General features: G+C 68.5%; 12 protein-coding genes, 1 tRNA gene and 1 pseudogene. 4 read left to right on the forward strand and 10 right to left on the reverse strand.

Annotation, left to right across the window (positions count from 1 at the left end):
• Positions 1-2,309, forward strand: a pseudogene (locus ACK5NO_RS04500) (hypothetical protein); the annotation flags it as partial.
• Between the two features lie 242 nt (positions 2,310-2,551).
• Here the strand turns inward: ACK5NO_RS04500 and ACK5NO_RS04505 are convergent.
• Positions 2,552-3,403 carry a L,D-transpeptidase family protein gene (locus tag ACK5NO_RS04505; RefSeq protein WP_416811477.1) on the reverse strand — a complete coding sequence of 284 codons (852 nt, stop codon included), beginning with the start codon at positions 3,401-3,403 and terminating at the stop codon, positions 2,552-2,554.
• Positions 3,404-3,525: 122 nt separating this feature from the next.
• On the opposite strand from ACK5NO_RS04505, the gene ACK5NO_RS04510 reads away from it, so the two are divergent.
• Positions 3,526-5,007: an NAD-dependent succinate-semialdehyde dehydrogenase gene (locus tag ACK5NO_RS04510; protein ID WP_416811478.1), complete on the forward strand. Its 1,482-nt coding sequence runs from the start codon at positions 3,526-3,528 to the stop codon at positions 5,005-5,007.
• 30 nt (positions 5,008-5,037) lie between these two features.
• Here ACK5NO_RS04510 and ACK5NO_RS04515 read toward each other — a convergent pair whose 3' ends face one another.
• Together ACK5NO_RS04515 and ACK5NO_RS04520 are read right to left on the reverse strand one after the other, a co-directional pair.
• A complete protein-coding gene (locus ACK5NO_RS04515; protein WP_416811479.1) occupies positions 5,038-6,054 on the reverse strand; it encodes a family 43 glycosylhydrolase in 1,017 nt (338 codons plus the stop codon).
• A 118-nt stretch (positions 6,055-6,172) separates the two neighbouring features.
• Positions 6,173-7,282, reverse strand: coding sequence for a tocopherol cyclase family protein (locus ACK5NO_RS04520; protein WP_416811480.1), 1,110 nt, complete (start codon positions 7,280-7,282; stop codon positions 6,173-6,175).
• 6 nt (positions 7,283-7,288) lie between these two features.
• On the opposite strand from ACK5NO_RS04520, the gene ACK5NO_RS04525 reads away from it, so the two are divergent.
• Entirely contained in the window at positions 7,289-7,516 is a 228-nt protein-coding gene (locus tag ACK5NO_RS04525; RefSeq protein WP_416811481.1) for an RNA-binding S4 domain-containing protein, read from the forward strand.
• Between the two features lie 108 nt (positions 7,517-7,624).
• On the opposite strand, the gene ACK5NO_RS04530 is transcribed toward ACK5NO_RS04525, so the two are convergent.
• The 4 genes from ACK5NO_RS04530 to tmk form a co-directional block, all read right to left on the reverse strand.
• Positions 7,625-7,700 (reverse strand) — tRNA-Thr (locus tag ACK5NO_RS04530).
• A gap of 46 nt (positions 7,701-7,746) precedes the next feature.
• On the reverse strand, positions 7,747-9,285 hold the full coding sequence (locus ACK5NO_RS04535) for an alpha/beta hydrolase (RefSeq protein WP_416811482.1): 1,539 nt from the start codon (positions 9,283-9,285) through the stop codon (positions 7,747-7,749).
• Positions 9,286-9,392: 107 nt separating this feature from the next.
• Positions 9,393-10,535, reverse strand: coding sequence for a DNA polymerase III subunit delta' (locus ACK5NO_RS04540; RefSeq protein WP_416811483.1), 1,143 nt, complete (start codon positions 10,533-10,535; stop codon positions 9,393-9,395).
• The gene (tmk, locus tag ACK5NO_RS04545) at positions 10,532-11,272 is read right to left on the reverse strand and encodes a dTMP kinase (protein ID WP_416811484.1); all 741 of its coding nucleotides are present in this window, start codon (positions 11,270-11,272) and stop codon (positions 10,532-10,534) included. The genes ACK5NO_RS04540 and tmk overlap by 4 nt, the downstream gene beginning before the upstream one ends.
• Before the next feature lie 160 nt (positions 11,273-11,432).
• Here tmk and ACK5NO_RS04550 point away from each other — a divergent pair, with 160 nt between their 5' ends.
• Positions 11,433-12,113, forward strand: coding sequence for an SGNH/GDSL hydrolase family protein (locus ACK5NO_RS04550; protein ID WP_416811485.1), 681 nt, complete (start codon positions 11,433-11,435; stop codon positions 12,111-12,113).
• 327 nt (positions 12,114-12,440) lie between these two features.
• Here the strand turns inward: ACK5NO_RS04550 and ACK5NO_RS04555 are convergent, their stop codons facing one another.
• The 3 genes from ACK5NO_RS04555 to ACK5NO_RS04565 are packed head-to-tail and all read right to left on the reverse strand — an operon-like array spanning position 12,441 to position 15,368.
• Positions 12,441-13,433, reverse strand: coding sequence for a Gfo/Idh/MocA family protein (locus ACK5NO_RS04555; protein ID WP_416811486.1), 993 nt, complete (start codon positions 13,431-13,433; stop codon positions 12,441-12,443).
• A 46-nt stretch (positions 13,434-13,479) separates the two neighbouring features.
• Positions 13,480-14,838, reverse strand: a complete 1,359-nt coding sequence (locus ACK5NO_RS04560) for a hypothetical protein (protein WP_416811487.1) — start codon at positions 14,836-14,838, stop codon at positions 13,480-13,482.
• Entirely contained in the window at positions 14,835-15,368 is a 534-nt protein-coding gene (locus ACK5NO_RS04565; RefSeq protein ID WP_416811488.1) for a SigE family RNA polymerase sigma factor, read from the reverse strand. The genes ACK5NO_RS04560 and ACK5NO_RS04565 overlap by 4 nt, the downstream gene beginning before the upstream one ends.
• Positions 15,369-15,385: the final 17 nt, after the last annotated feature.

Below are 15,385 nucleotides of genomic sequence, written 5' to 3' on the forward strand. Positions count from 1 at the left end.
ACTTCATCTACGAAGGCACTGACGGCGACGAGGTCAACGAGTACTGCGCCAACCTGGTCCCCGACCAGTGCGGCGAAGTGCGCCAATTCCAAACAGACCGCTACGTGCTGAACTCCGACGAGGACATCGCCCTCTACGAGCGCATCAAGGCCGACGGCCTCAAGGGCTGGCCTGACATGCCCAACGAGGACGCCTCCATCTGGGACGGCTGGACCTTCTACATCCAGACGGTCGCAGAAGAATGCCCGCCACCGGACGTGTGTACCAACCTCGATGGGGACCAGACTGAGGTGCCCGAAGGTTGGACCGAGGTTGACGGCTACTGCTCCACCACCGTGTACGTGTGCTGGGAGATCCAGAAGAAGGTGAACCCCAGCCTGTTCTTCGGGCACAGCCAGCGCAGCGCCGTGTGGGGGCTGCCCACGTTCCCGCAGAACTTCGTCTTCCAAGGCGACGACAAGCAAGAGGTGATTGACCACTGCCTGGACATCGTCCCGCAGTGCGACACCTACTTGCAGTACCAAGTCGACCGCTACCTGCTGGATTCCACGGCAGACATCGAGCGCCTCGAGCGCATCAAGGCCAATGGCCTCCAGGGTGGAGGCTCCGGCTACAACCACGACGGGCCTATCTACGACGGGTGGCATGTCTACCTGCAGGTGGCCGGTGATGCTTGCCCAAAAGTCCCTGTCTGCGTCCTGGGGGCGCATGGGATCTTGTTCATTTCTCAGGTCCCCGCTGGCACTGAGCTAGGCGAGGGTCAATACCTGCCCCTCGACAACGGCTGGTGCTACGACGCTAAGTCTGGCAACACTGAGGTCTGTCACGCGGAGGAGGACGGCACGTTCACGTACGTCCCCACCGCATGGTGGACGGCCTATCGCACCGCGGCCAACCCCACGTGGACCCTCGGGTTCCCCTCTAGCCCCCACTTTGGGCACGAGGCGGACATCTTTGGGACCGTCACCGTGGGCGACACCGTGGTGATCGAGGGCCAAAACCTCGAAGGCACAGGCCAAGAACGGCTCGACAACGACTGCTACGTCCCCGTCAACGTCTGCTGGCTCGACCAGCAGGCGGAGGGCGGCCCGGCGTGGGTAGCCAAGGAGATCGACGTCGCTGCTCTTTCTGACAGTGACGTGCTGTGGACCGGGTTCCCGCAGGACTGCTTCAGCGTTCAGGGCGAGGTGGACATCTGCCACGCCACGGGCGATGACGGTGATCAATATGCGCGGCTTACCGTGATGTGGCAGGCCGTGTGGGACAGCGAGGCTGGCGAGAACGGTGACTGGGTGTTCCAGTTCACCGGTCACAACAGCCACGACGGTGACTTGTTCCCGCCGATCTCCGGCGTCGAGTACGGGATTCCGTACGCGTTCGCCGGGGCCGGCCCTGGGATCGAGATCTTCACCGAGGAGATGTGGGCGGACTTCTTGAAGTTCGACTGCATGACCCCGGTCGAGCCCACCAAGGCCCCCACGTCTACCCCGCTCACCTGCGAGGACCCCGAGGGCAGCCTGACCTACTCCGCCACCGTGGGAACCCGCCACGACGGCCTGCTGTTCTACCTGCAGAAGGTCGGTGACGATGGCGTGCCGGAGGTGTTCGGCCCGTTCAACGCTCACGATGTCGTGAACATCAGCAAGGACGGCCTGTCGCCAGGCACGTACCGAGTCTGGGCGGGTCCGGCAGCGCTGGACCTCACGGCGGCCACCATGTCGGTCGCAGATACCTCGCTGGTCGAGGTGGACCCGTACGAGTTCTACACGCACGAGTTCGTCATCACCGCCGCAGAGGAAGAGTGCGCGGACATTGAGCCCACGACAGTCGAGGCCGTATGTGAGGCGGGGGTGCCCCTGCTGAACTACAACGTGGTCCTCAACGACCCGCTGGGCGAAGTGACGCCGGAGCAAATCCGGATCTCCTTCTCCCGCACCATCGATGGCCAGGAATTCACCTGGTCCGCCGATCCCATCGCCGTGGAACCTGGCAGCACAGGTCCATGGACAGGGACGATGTACTGGCCCGGATACGAGGAGAACGAGGCCGGCGAGGCGATCGCCTTCCCCGGCTGGGAGCTCCTCGCTGACGGCACCTGGGAATCGGTGGGCAACGATCTGCTGGGCTGGACGCGTGGGGGCGCGACCATCACAGTCCAGCTGAACCCGACGACGGAGATCACCGGAACGGCCTACCCGGCCGCGACGTCGGCTTGCGAGCCAATCTCTGACTCGGTTCTGGGAGCCCCACCGCTCCCGACGGCGACGCCGGCTGTGCCGGTGGAGGGGGTCGCCACCTACGCGGGCTAGTCCCGTTCGGAACGCCCGTCCCGCGCAAGCGGGGCGGGCGTTCCGTCATGTCGGGCCGATGCACCCCCGCCGCCGTCTCCCCCGCTACGTCTCCCCACCGACCCCCCGGCCCCCGACCCACCGGCCCCGCCTTAGCGCGCCACAAGGACATGGTGGTCGGTTTTCGGGGGTGGCGTGAGCCCTGGCAGGCACTCACGTCCGCGATCAGGCCGCGACGGAACAGGGAGCGATGCCGGCGGCCGCTACTCGACGTAGACCGGGGTGCCGAGCGGTAGGCCTACGTCGGTCACCAGCTCGGTGATCACATCGTTGGGCAGCCGGATGCAGCCGCTCGACGCGAGCGTGCCGATCGAGTCGGGCTCGTTGGTGCCGTGGATGCCAATGACCGCGTCGCCGCCATTGAACGAGTCCAGCACCGGCGAATACCCCGACAGCCCATAGGCGTACGGACCGTAGACGCCATCAGGGTCGGGCGGCTGCAGCAGTTCGCGAATGTAGTAGACACCGCCGGGCGTGGGACGGTCTGAGCGCCCCACACCGATCTCGCTCTCGAGCACCACCTCGTCGCCCTGGTAGACGGTCATGGAGAATTCATCGAGCACGACCTCCACGCGGAAGTCGGTGCTGATGAGCTGCACCTCGTCAGCGGCGACCCAGCCGGTAGACCCGTTGGGGCGGATGGGCAGGTGGACGTTGACCCAGTCCCCCGCATCGGCTTCGACGAGGAACGTCAGCGGCGTCTGGTCGGGCACGGTGAGGACGTCCGCGGCCTCGATGGTCTGGGAAAGCGCACCGCCCGGGCCGTCGTAGACGTCGACGCTCGTATCGGTCGCGATGGCGATGGTCGCGGTCGTGGGGTGCACGGACGGCACAGCGCCGTCGTCCGGCGACGCGGTGGTGGTCGGAGCGCTGATCTTCGGCACGGGTGTGCCGCTGGCGATCACGTCGTCCTCAGGCGCGGGGTCGGACCCGCACCCGGCGAGCGCCGCGAGACCGACCATGGCGGCGACCGCGGCCACCCACCGCGCACGCAAGGGCGTACCCCGGCCGTGTGAATCTTGGTGGCGCATCGGCGCCCCACTCAGCAAGCGCATCGGCCCTCCCTCATGTGTGCTGGATCGAGTCTATCTGCGGGCGTTGCCCGCTGGAAGGATGGTCAGGGGACCTGGCGGCGTTGTCCCGTGAGATCTCCGCGAGTCCAGTCAAAGGAGTCCCCATGTCGCGCCTGACCGAGTCCCAAGCCGCCGTCGTGGACGGCGTCCCCGATGGCCTGCTCATCGGAGGGCAGTGGCGCGCGGCGAGCGACGGAGGCACCTTCGAGGTGGCCGATCCCGCGACCGGCGACACCCTCAAGACCGTCGCCGATGCGACCGGCACCGACGCGAAAGCCGCCCTCGACGCCGCCTGCGACGCGGGCCCCGAGTGGGCCGCGACCCCCGCCCGCGAGCGTGGCGAGATCCTGCGCCGCGCGTTCGACCTGCTCACCGCGCGCGCCGACGACTTCGCGTTGCTCATGACCCTCGAGATGGGTAAACCCCTCGACCAGTCCCGCGCGGAGGTCACGTACAGCGCGGAGTTTCTGCGCTGGTTCTCCGAGGAGGCGCCGCGCATCGCCGGGCGCTACGCCACCAATCCGGAGGGCACTGGCCGCGCTATCGTCTCGCAGCATCCGGTGGGCCCGTGCTACCTGATCACGCCGTGGAACTTCCCGCTCGCGATGGCGACCCGCAAGATCGCGCCCGCCCTCGCGGCGGGCTGCACCGTCGTGATCAAGCCCGCGTCCGCGACGCCGCTCACCACGCTCATGTTCGCCGCGCTGCTCGAGGAGGCAGGGCTGCCCGCGAAAGTACTGAATACGTTAACGACCTCCAACTCGAGCGCCGTGTCCGCACCGATTCTGGCCGACCCGCGCCTGCGCAAGCTGTCGTTCACGGGTTCCACCTCGGTGGGCGTGAGCCTGCTTGAGCAGGCCGCCCCGCGCGTGCTGCGCACCTCGATGGAGCTCGGCGGCAACGCACCGTTCGTCGTGTTCGAGGATGCCGACCTCGACGCGGCCGTCGACGGCGCGATCGCCGCCAAGTTCCGCAACATTGGGCAGGCGTGCACGGCCGCCAACCGGTTCATCGTGCACGCCTCGCTTGCCGACGAGTTCGCCGTGAGGGTGACGGAGGCAGTGGCGGTGATGCGCATCGGCCGTGGCACCGAGGACGGCGTCGAGATCGGGCCGCTCATCGACTCAGATGCCGTCAACAAGGCCGATGCGCTGGTCACCGACGCTGTCGCGCGCGGCGCCACACTGCTCGCCGGCGGTGGCCGGGCGGACGGGCCCGGCACCTTCTTTGCGCCTACCGTGCTGACCGGCGTTCCGACGAGCGCGGACCTGTGGCGCGAGGAGATCTTTGGCCCCGTGCTCGCGATCAGCACCTTCGAGGACGAGGACCAGGCCGTCGCGATGGCCAACGACACCGAGTTTGGCCTGGTCTCCTACGTGTTCACGCAGTCGCTTGAGCGCGGCCAGCGCATGATCGACCGGCTCGAGACCGGGATGATGGGCCTCAACACGGGCGTGGTCTCCAACGCCGCCGCTCCTTTTGGCGGCTGGAAGATGTCTGGCCTGGGCCGCGAGGGTGGGCTCGAGGGCATTCACGAGTACCTCGAGACCAAGTACACGCTCACGCCAGACCCGGCCGCCCGTTAAGGCGCGCCGGTTCCGGCAGCGAGCGCGAACCTAGCTGGCGAGACCCGCCGGAGGCAGCACCTCGGTGGACGTGGGCGCGGGCCGCTGCAACGCCACCGGAGTGCCCCACTGCGGCTCGCCGTCGACGAACGGCAGCACCTGCGCGCAGGCTTGACGGTTGGGCTCCCACAGCGGGTCGCCCACAATCTCGGTGTAGGTCCGTGCGTGATACACCAGCACCGTCTCGCCGTCGGGCGTGGTGGTGAAGGAGTTGTGGCCCGGGCCGTAGATCCCCACGGAGGGGTCGGAGGTGAACACCGGCTCGGGCGACTTGACCCACGAGGAGGGGTCGAGCAGGTCGGCGTCCTCGCTGGCGGTGAGCAGGCCCATCGCGTACTCGATGCCGGTGCCGGACGCGGAGTAGGTGAGGAACAGCCGGCCATCACGGATCAGCACCGAGGCGCCCTCGTTGACGGAGAAGACGCGGCACTCCCAGTCGAACTCGGGACGCGTGAGCAGCACGGCCGGCGTCGCGAGCGTCCAGGGGTTTTCCATGCGGGCGATGTACAAGTTGGAGTTGCCTTCGATGGCGAGGTCCTGCTGCGCCCACACCAGGTACTGGTCGCCGCGGTGCACAAAGCTCGTGGCGTCGAGCGCGAAGGACTCCCAGCCGGTGTCGACCTGGCCGCGCTCGACCCAGGTGCCGGTCAGCGGGTCGGCGTCAGTGCACTCGAGGCAGTAGACGCGGTGGTTGAAGGTCTCGGCGGTGCCGGGCTCGTCAGCGCTGGGGCCGCCCGTGGGCGAGGCCGCGTAGTAGATGTACCAGGCGTCGCCCACGCGGTGAATCTCGGGCGCCCAGATGAGCTGCGACTGCGGGCCGGTCTCGTGCTTGGTCCAGATGGTGACCTCGTCGGCGGCCTGGAGGTCCTCAAGGCGCTCCGCACGGCGCAGGACGATGCGGTCGTACAGCGGGTGAGATCCCGTGAAGTAGTACTGGCCGTCGACGCGCAGCACGCACGGGTCGGCGCGCTGCAGCACGATGGGGTTAGGGATCTGGTGGTCCGACATGTCGCCTCAGTCTCATCCTCGGCACCGTGTCACGGAACCGACTCTGGTCAATTTCCAACGATGTAAATCGTACCGGATGGGATGACGCGCTGGTCACCGCGGCTTCCAAAGTGCGCGGCTAGCGCCGCCCACTCATGGCAAGCAGCGCCTCAAGGTCGCCATGCACTTCGAGCCCCGCCGCCTCGCCCACGTCGTCGAGCACCACCCGCCCGTCCGGCGCGATCAACTCGAGATGAATGCGGGCGTCGAGGGTTTCCTCGACCCGGCGGTGCATCTGTGTACGCACGGGCGCGTGCAGCAGCCCGCCACGGCGGCGCTCAGCCTGCAAACGCAACACCGCGCCCGAGCGAGCACACATCTCCCAGGCGACATGCGCATCGTCCATCTCCAGGGCCGTGGTCCGCGCACCGGTATACGTCGCGAAGCGATGCAGCACCTGGCCGCCGTCGGGGTGCGGCCGGCGCACGCCGACGATGAAGCCACGAAAGCTCGTGCGACCCCACGGGATCGTCGCGATCGATGCCGACAGGCTCACGCCCGGGTGCGAGAAGTGGTTGCTCTGCATCCACACGTAGCCCTGCGGGAACGCGCGCCCCCAGTCCTTCTCGAGGTAGCCGCGCCCGCCGTCGAAGTTCAGTTCGCGCCCGCCAAGGGTCAACGTGCCTGCCAGATCGTGGCCGAACGAGACCAGCCCGTGATAGCACTCCATGACCGGCACCCAGCCGTACGGACCCATGATGCCGGGGCTGCGCCAGGTCACCGGCCACGGGTCCAGTGCGGTCGTGAAGCGCACTGCGCCGCGCAGGCCCGCTCCGGGGAGATCCACCTCGATCCCGTCCTCCCCAAAGCGGCTCGCGCCCACCGTCACGTCGAATCGCCGGGAGTTCGCCCAGAAGGCCGATGCGGGTTCAGTTTCGTACCACGACTCACCCGTCATACCGTCGAGTACCTGCACGAACGCCTCGTCGTGGCCGCCCGCGCCACCCCTGAAGATGCCGGGGATGATGGCGAGCCGTGCGCTCCGGTCGGCCGAGACGAGCTTGACGTACCAGCCCTCGAAGAACCCCGCGTCGCCCTGGTAGTCGCCGTGATAGCCATCCGGATGCCGGGTCGCGGCGAGGGTGTGCGCGGCGCGCGTGAGCGCCTGCTTCGCGCTTGCCCCCGCCTGGCCCAGGCCCATGCCGTCAATGTAGCCCGGCGCCGCATGCCATGCAGGGCCGGATAGCATGCAGGGATGGCTCGCACCGCTCCCATTGATGACGTTCCCGCTGGCGACGGCGTGATCCGCCTAGGGCAGTTCCTTCAGCTCGCCGGGCTCGTCGATTCCGGCGGCGAGGCCAAAGAGGCGATCCGTCAGGGCGAGGTGCTCGTCAACGACGAGGTCGACCTGCGCCGCGGGCGTCAGCTTCAGGTGGGCGACGTGGTGGCGTTCGCCGGACGCCGGGCGCGCGTCGCCGACTAAGCCAGCCAGCGCATCGGCCCTGTGCTGTTGCGCTGTGCTGTTGCGCTGTGCCGTTGCCCTGTGCCGTGGCATGAGAAGAGCCCGGCCCCTCGAAAGGGACCGGGCCACTGGAGCCGCCTAAGGGAATCGAACCCTTGACCTATTCATTACGAGTGAATCGCTCTGCCGACTGAGCTAAGGCGGCGCGCCCCCGAGCGGAACCCTGGGGTGCGAGTAGTCATCTTAGCGGGTCAGCACTCAGTTCCCGAATCGGGCATCTGACCGCCCACCAAGAAGCCATCCACAGCGTCGATGATGCACTGGTTGGAGCGGCCGTAGGCGGTGTGTCCCTCACCCTCGTACGTCAGCAGCGTCGAGCCCAGTCGCTCACTCAGCGACTGCGCCCAGGCGTAGGGAGTGGCAGGGTCGTTGGTGGTGCCGATCACGAGGATGTTGTCCCCCGCAGTGGCGGCTTGGTCGAGCGAGGTGATGTGCACATCGGCCGTCCATGGCCAGTTCTGGCAACCGGTACTGGAAGCAAACCACCAGCCGAACGTGGGCGAGGCCTCCTCCATGAGCGCCTTCGTCTCCTGGTAATCGGCCAAGTCCATGACGTCGGAGGTGTCCGCGTCCAGGCAGTTGATGGCCGTGAAGGCCACCTGCGAGTTCGACAGGTACTCGCCTGTGGAGTCACTGCGATCGAGGTAGAAGTTCGCCAAAAACAGCAGGATGCCGCCGGTGCTCTGCTCAATGACCTCCGCGAGACCCTGCTCGAGGTAGTCCCACGAACCCTCGTCGTACAGCGTCACGACGATGCCGTAGATCATCAAGTTGCCGTTGAGATCCAGGTTTGTGCCCGTGTAGTACGGCTCGGCCTTGGCGGTGTCGAGCAGGTCCTGGATGGTGGTGCGCGCCTGCTCGACATCGTTGCCGAGCGCGCATTCTTCCTTGCCCGTGCACCACTGCAAGAACGCGGTGAGCGCACTTTCAAAGCCCTCGGCCTGCTGCGCACCGACCTCGTCCCCCGGCAGCAGGAAGTCGACGGCGCCGTCGAGCACCAACCGCCCCACGTTCTCGGGGAACAGTTCCGCATAGGTCGCGCCCAACTGCGTGCCGTAGGAGAACCCCAGGTAATGGAGCTTGTCGTCGCCAAGGATGGCCCTCAGCACATCCATGTCCTTGGCGACGCTTGCCGTGTCGACGTTTTCCGCGACCCGCCCTGAGCCCGCTTGGCACAGTTCCGCGAACTCCGCGTTCAGGCGGTCCCATTCGTCGATGTCCGCTTGCGAAGTGATGGGACGGTCGGGCAAAAAGTACTCATCGATCTGGGCGCTCGTGCCGCAGGCGATGGCCGTCGACTCGCCCACGCCGCGCGGGTCAAAGCCCACAATGTCGTACGCGTCTACCAGTTCGTCGCCCGCCGAGGCCGCCAGCACCTCCGTGTAGTCCAGTCCCGAGGCGCCCGGCCCGCCGGGGTTGATCAGAAGCGAGCCAATCCGCGCGTCCTGGTCCCTCGCCGGGTATCGGTTGATCGCCACGCTGATGGTCGCCCCGTCGGGCTCCGACCAGTCCAGCGGGACCTGAACGGTGGCGCAATCGAGCTCACCGCACTGGCTCCACTCGACGTCTTGCTCGTAGACATCGATTCCTTGGGTATTCCCGGGGCTGGCCGTGCCGCCGGTCGACGGCGTGGCCGAGTCCTCCGGCGACACCTGGGTCTTCTCAGGCACGCATCCCACCAGCAGGACGGCGGCGGCGACAGCGGCCAGGGCACGGAGTCGAGTCGTCATGCCGCCACTCTATGCGCCCTCGTAGGGCCGATGCGCGAGTCGCCTTCCGCTCCACCCGTGGGCTTGCGCTCGGGTCGCGCTCGGGTCGCGCTCGGCTTGCGCTCGGGTCAGGCCGGGGTGCGCGGTCGCAACGCGAGCGCCATCGCCTCGAGCGCGAGCAGCGGCGCGACGTTGGAGGCGAGGCGTTCACGCGCCGTACCGAGAGCATCGAGGCAACGCATAGTGTCTGCGAGTGTCGAACGCCCCGCGAGGGACTCGAGGTGTCCCCGATGCGACTCGTTGACAAGCGGCGTGGCCGCCCCCACCTGCAGGCAGGCTACGTCCCGGTACAGCGACATGAGGTCCACGATCGCGCGGTCGAACACGTCGCGCTTGTGGCGGGTCGCGCGGCGCTTCTGGTCCTCTTCGAGCTGCTTGACCTGGGCGCGCAGTGCCGGAGGCAGCCGCCCTCCGTCGTCCGCGCCGAGCATGCGCAGCAACTCGTTGCGCTCCGCCACGTCGCGCTCGGCGGTCGCTGCCTTGGCGTCTTCTTCGGCAACGGCGGCGAGGTCGGCTGCTGCAAGCACAGCGTCGCCCACACCGCGAATCTCCGTCGCAAGCGCGAGCACCTGGTCGCGCCTGGCGCGAGCCTCTGGGTCGCGGGCCAGGCGCCGGGCGACACCAATATGGCTCTGCGCCGCGTACGCACACTGACGCGCCAGGTCCGGGGCAATGCCGTCGCGGTCCACGAGCAGCTGCGCGACCACCTCGGGGTCGGGCACCCGCAGGCTCACGTGGCGTGAGCGCGAACGGATGGTCACGACGATGTCCTCCGCGGCCGGCGCGCACAGCAGCCACACCGTGCGCGGGGGCGGCTCCTCGATGGACTTGAGCAGCACGTTCGAGGTGCGCTCCGTCATACGATCAGCGTCTTCGACAATGATGACGCGAGCCCTGCCCTCACTCGGCGAGGTCTGCGCGACCGCAATCAGCTCACGCACCTCGTCGATCGAGATGGTCACCTTCTCGGTGGCCAGCACGGTCACGTCCGCGTGGGTGCCGCTCAGCGCCGTCGTGCATGCGCGGCACGTCCCGCAGCCGCCCTCGAGGCACTGCAGCGCAGCCGCGAAGGCACGCGCGGCGTACGAGCGACCCGATCCGGGCGGGCCGGTAATGAGCCACGCATGCGTCATCGCGTCGGGGCTCGCGACCGCGGCCTTGAGCGGCGCGACCGCACGTTCCTGGCCGACGACCTCGTCCCACACGCTCACGGCGTACCCCAAGGCTCGGTGCGGAGTGGCTCGGTACGGAGTGGCTCGGTACTGAATGGCTCGGTGCGCAACTGCTCGGGCGAGGTGGAAGCGAGCCTTACCCGCGCATCGGCCGTGCCGACCTGAGCTGCCTCCATGGCGGCGCTCACAGCGGCGGCCACGTCGGCCTCGACCTCCTCGATGGTGCGCGCGGCGTCGATGACCGCGTAGCGCGCGGGCTCACGGGCGGCAAGGTCCAGGAAGGCCTGGCGAATGAGCGCCCCATGCTCCGCCGTCTCGCGTTCGACGCGGTCGAGTTCGCGCTCGAGCCTGCCCTTGGCGGGCGCCATGTCGAGCACAATCGTCAGGTGCGGCACGAGGCCCTCGGTGGCCCAGCGCGAGATGCGCTCGACCTCGTCGCCCAACCCGCGAGCTCCGCCCTGGTAAACGATCGACGAGTCGACGTAACGGTCCTGCACCACCACAGCGCCTCGCTCCAACGCGGGGCGCACCTTGGTGTGGATGTGATGCGCGCGGTCCGCGGCGTACAGCAGGGCCTCCGCGCGGGGTGCGACATGGTTGCCGTGCATGATCGCCTGACGCAGTTCTTTGCCCAGGTCCGTGCCGCCCGGTTCGCGCGTGGTGACCACCTCGAAGCCCCCGCCTGCGGGCGCGCGCAGCCGACCGGCGAGGCGCTCGACCTGCGTGGTCTTGCCCACGCCGTCGCCGCCCTCAAACACCACGAAGAAACCCGCCATGGCACCAAACTACCGGCAGCCGCTGACACCCCCCTTCCACGTCAAATGGATCCATTTGGCTTGTGAAGCGGCGGTGGCGCGGCGTGTTCCAGTGCAACACGCCACACGAGGCTGGCTTTCCCGCGCGCGCGGGGGTAGACCTGCAGGTGAGGGAGTGAGCATGAGGGCGCGCTGGGCACTGGTGGCGGTCGCGGCGATGATCGCCGGGCCGTTGTCGGCGTGCGCGGCCGAGTCCGAGCCCCCTACGGCCGTCTTTCTTGGGGACGCCCTCACCGCCGGGTCGTCGCTACCCGCAGAGCAAGGCAGCGACGACTGGGCGACGTTGGTCTCGCAGCAGTTTGGCTGGCGCGACGTTTACGCCGGGTGCGAGGGCTCGAGCTACACGATCGCAGGCGCCGACTGCGCAGCGACACTGCGCCAAAGCGTCGAGTTCGTGGTAGACGAGGACCCCGAGGTCATCGTCGTCTCAGGTGGCGTCGAGGACCTGGGCGCGACAGTCGGCGAGATCGAAGCGGCCGTCTACGCCACCTTTGCCACCTTGCGCGAGACGTTCCCCCAGGCACGGATCTACGCGGTGGGAGCCCTCCCCACGGACACTGCTGCGGTTGATGCGCTGGCCGCGGCGGACGTGGCCAAAGCTGGCGGCCAGGCGGCCCCAGACCTCGCAACCCTCAACGGGATCGTCGCGCAGCAGGCCGCCAAGGTGGATGCGATCTACGTGGACCTGGGCGACCCGCTCGATGACCGGCCCGGACTGCTCGCCACCGACGGCACCCCCACCGCCGACGGCCACGCGGTGATCGCCGAGCTCACCTCGAACGTCATCGGCGAGACCCAGTAGCCTCTCGGCCCCCGCCTCCCCCGGTTGATACCCGTCTCGACGCGATCTGAGCGGCCGGTGCGCCCCTGATACCCGTGTGGACGCGAAGCGAGCGCGCGTTCGCCAGCGCAACGGACACATCGGCCCGACGGAAGGTCTCCAGCGCCAATCTGCGCTCACGGGTATCAAGCGCGCGCTCACGCGCGCAAAGCCGTCCTGACGGGTATCAACAGGAGAAGACGGCGCCAGCGAGGGCCGCACCAGACAAGGCCGCGCCAGCGAGGGTCCCACCAGACAAGGCCGCACCAGAGACGGCGGCGTCAGCGAGCAGCGCCACCCGTCCGCCGCCTACTCGTTGGGGTACACCAGCCCGATCTGCGCGCGCACCTCGTCCATGGTCCGCATGATCTCGAGAGTCTGGTCCAGCGGCAGCAGCTCGGACTCTGTGCGGCCCTCGGCCACACCCCGTGCAAGCTCGGCTGCCTGGAACTGGAACCCGTTGGGCGCAGTCCCATCGAACTCCCGCACGGTGCCGTCAAGTCGCTTCACCACGAAGGTCGTGGGGTTGTAGAAGGTATCGGCCACCTCGATGCGCCCCTCGGTGCCGGAGATGACCGCGGCGTTGCTTGTGCGCGCCTCCATGGTGGTGTGAAGCGTCGCCTGCGCGCCGGGGTACTCGAACACCATCGACACCTGGCCATCAACGCCGGTGTCGCGCAGGCGTCCCACGGCCGTGATGCGCTCCGGCACCCCGAGCAGGTCGTGCGCAAAGGAGATCGGGTACACGCCCAGGTCGAGCAGCGCGCCGCCCGCGAGCTCGGGGCGCACCATGCGCTGCACATGCGTGAGTGCCTGGCCGTGGTTGGCCTCGAGTGACACGACCTCGCCGATCTCGCCGTTCGCGAGCGCCTCGCGCAACGCGGCCTGGTGCGGCAGGAACCGCGACCACATGGCCTCCTGGAGGTACACGCCCTTGGCGCGTGCGGCGTCGACGACGGTCTGGGCCTGCGCGGCATTCTGCGTGAACGCCTTCTCCACGAGCACGTGCTTGCCGGCCTCGATCGCCAACAGCGCGGGCCCGTGGTGGTCGTTGTGGGTGGTCGCGACGTACACAGCATCGACGTCGGGATCCGCGACCAGGTCCTCGTAGGAGTCGTACGCGCGTCCCGAGCCGACTTCCTCGACGAACGCCTGCGCCTTACCCGGTGTGCGCGATCCCACCGCGACGAGCGAGGAGGCGGTGTACTGCGTGATCGCCTCCGCCATCTTGTGGGCGATGCCACCGGCACCGAGGATTCCCCAGCGAAGGGCGGGCGCGGCCATGGGATCAGGAGTCGTCATTCCCCCACAGTAGCGACCGGCCGATGCGCCGGTCGCCCGCCGCCGCTCACTCGCCTTCGTCGAGTGCAGGGATTGACGGCACGCCCTCCACGATGGTGACCGGGTCAAGGTAGGCCACGCGGACCATGTCGCCGCGGTCCATCACCAGTTCCGCGCTGTAGACCCCTGGGCTCGCGAGCTCACTGCTGCCGCAGTCCCACACCTGGTTCAGTTCGAGGAACAAGCCCGGCTCATCGTGGGGAAGGTCGTCCCGCTCGGACCACTGTGCGGAAAACACCGTGGTCTCGCCCTCCGCGGTGAGCAGCAGCCAGGCGCTCACCCCGTCCATGTAGGCAAGCACGTCCTCGATCCCGCCTTGGGCGGCAGGCATGACGGGGATGGGGTAGCCGCCCACGAGCGCGTCGTCGCCATAGCCGTAGAGCCGTCCGGATTCGAGCCACGACGGCACGGGCGGACCTTGCTCGGCGTCGCCAGCCTCAGGTTGCGCGCCCACGCCCGCGAGGAACGCCTCGCACGTGACGCCGCCATCCCAGTCCGTCGTCGCCCAGGTCGAGCTCAGGTATCCCTGCTCGCCCAGGGCCGGAAGGAACGTTGTCTCCCTTGGGTCCGGGGTCTCGACCGCATCGGGCGTCTCGACCGCAGTGCCACCGTCCGTCGGGGCACCCGGCACGGCCTCGCCCAAGTAAACCCAGGTCTGCAACTCCGAATACTCGTAGGCCCAGTCGGCGCCCGGCGCCGCCTGCTCGACGGCCTGCTCGTCCACACCCTGCAGCACGAGCCACACGCCACCCGAGAGCTCCGGGATGGGCTCAACGTACGCGCAGTCTTCACCACGCGCCGGGTCATCCCCTCCCGAAGACAGGGCCCACCCACCCACGCTGAGCGACGTCCACTCGAGGTGCGGATCCGCGATGCCCGCGCTGACCTCATCGGCCACGAGCCACGCGTCGGCGCCCAGGTACCAGGGGTCTTCTCCCTCGGGAAGCACCACCACGGGCTCCACGCCCCACAACTCACCCGTCAGGGTTTCCGTGCCACCCGGGATCGACACCTGGTAGTGCACCAGGCCGTCACCGACTGCGCCGGCCGCGAGCGCATCGGCAAACGGAGCGCAGCCCGCCTGTTGCGGTGGCAGCACATAGGCGTCATAGAGATCGACGCCACTGGGGCTGATCACGGGGGCCGCCGGGTCCAGCGGTGCGCGCGTGCCCGGCAGTACCGACCACACGCCCACCGCGATGAGTGCCACACCCGCGACGGCTCCCGCGCCGCCCAACGCCCGAGCGCGTCGTCCACGCCTCACCCGGGCGCCCAGCGCATCGGCCACCTCGACCGAGGCGAGCCGCTCGCCCGAGCCAGCCGTCGCATCGGCCCCCAACCGTCCCAACTCGTCGTGAATGTTCATGGCCGACCCTCCGTCTCGATCACCGCGATGCGTTCGTGCTCGAACGCCTCGCTGCCCACCTCGGCCGCCAACCGGTCGAGCGCGTCCGAGAGGTAGCGCTTCACGGTCCCCTGCGCGAGGCCCATCGCCTGCGCGACGTCGGCGACCGTAAGGTCGTCGAAGTAGCGCAGCACCACGGCGGTGCGTTGGCGCGGGCTGAGCGCGGCGAGCGCAGTCGCGACCGCATCGGACGTCACGATCTGCTCGGCGACGTCCGGCTGCGTCTCGGGGGTGACCTGCGTGTGGATCACGCGGCGCCACAGCGTCTCGCGGCGCATGCAGTCGATGTGTAGCGACCGCATGGCCGCACGCACGTAGCCTTCAGCAGCTGCCGCGTTGGGGATCCGGCGGCGCTTGACAAACACCTTGACGAGCGCGTCTTGCACCAGATCCTCGGCGGCATGCTGCGAACCGGTCAGCAGGTACCCATAGGCGGCGAGCCGCCCCGACGCCCTCTCGAGCGTCGCCTGCAGCAAGTCATCAACGGCCACGGCCACCCCTTCCTCTC

Source organism: Demequina sp., assembly GCF_047975725.1.
GTDB lineage: Bacteria > Actinomycetota > Actinomycetes > Actinomycetales > Demequinaceae > Demequina.

Excerpts from the sequence above, each read along its gene's own strand:
- ACK5NO_RS04505 (WP_416811477.1), bottom strand. The coding sequence starts at position 3,403 with ATGCGCTTGCTGAGTGGGGCGCCGATGCGCCACCAAGATTCACACGGC.
- ACK5NO_RS04550 (WP_416811485.1), top strand. The coding sequence starts at position 11,433 with ATGAGGGCGCGCTGGGCACTGGTGGCGGTCGCGGCGATGATCGCCGGG.
- ACK5NO_RS04515 (WP_416811479.1), bottom strand. The coding sequence starts at position 6,054 with ATGTCGGACCACCAGATCCCTAACCCCATCGTGCTGCAGCGCGCCGAC.
- tmk (WP_416811484.1), bottom strand. The coding sequence starts at position 11,272 with ATGGCGGGTTTCTTCGTGGTGTTTGAGGGCGGCGACGGCGTGGGCAAG.
- ACK5NO_RS04555 (WP_416811486.1), bottom strand. The coding sequence starts at position 13,433 with ATGACGACTCCTGATCCCATGGCCGCGCCCGCCCTTCGCTGGGGAATC.
- ACK5NO_RS04510 (WP_416811478.1), top strand. The coding sequence starts at position 3,526 with ATGTCGCGCCTGACCGAGTCCCAAGCCGCCGTCGTGGACGGCGTCCCC.
- ACK5NO_RS04560 (WP_416811487.1), bottom strand. The coding sequence starts at position 14,838 with ATGAACATTCACGACGAGTTGGGACGGTTGGGGGCCGATGCGACGGCT.
- ACK5NO_RS04535 (WP_416811482.1), bottom strand. The coding sequence starts at position 9,285 with ATGACGACTCGACTCCGTGCCCTGGCCGCTGTCGCCGCCGCCGTCCTG.
- ACK5NO_RS04525 (WP_416811481.1), top strand. The coding sequence starts at position 7,289 with ATGGCTCGCACCGCTCCCATTGATGACGTTCCCGCTGGCGACGGCGTG.
- ACK5NO_RS04520 (WP_416811480.1), bottom strand. The coding sequence starts at position 7,282 with ATGCTATCCGGCCCTGCATGGCATGCGGCGCCGGGCTACATTGACGGC.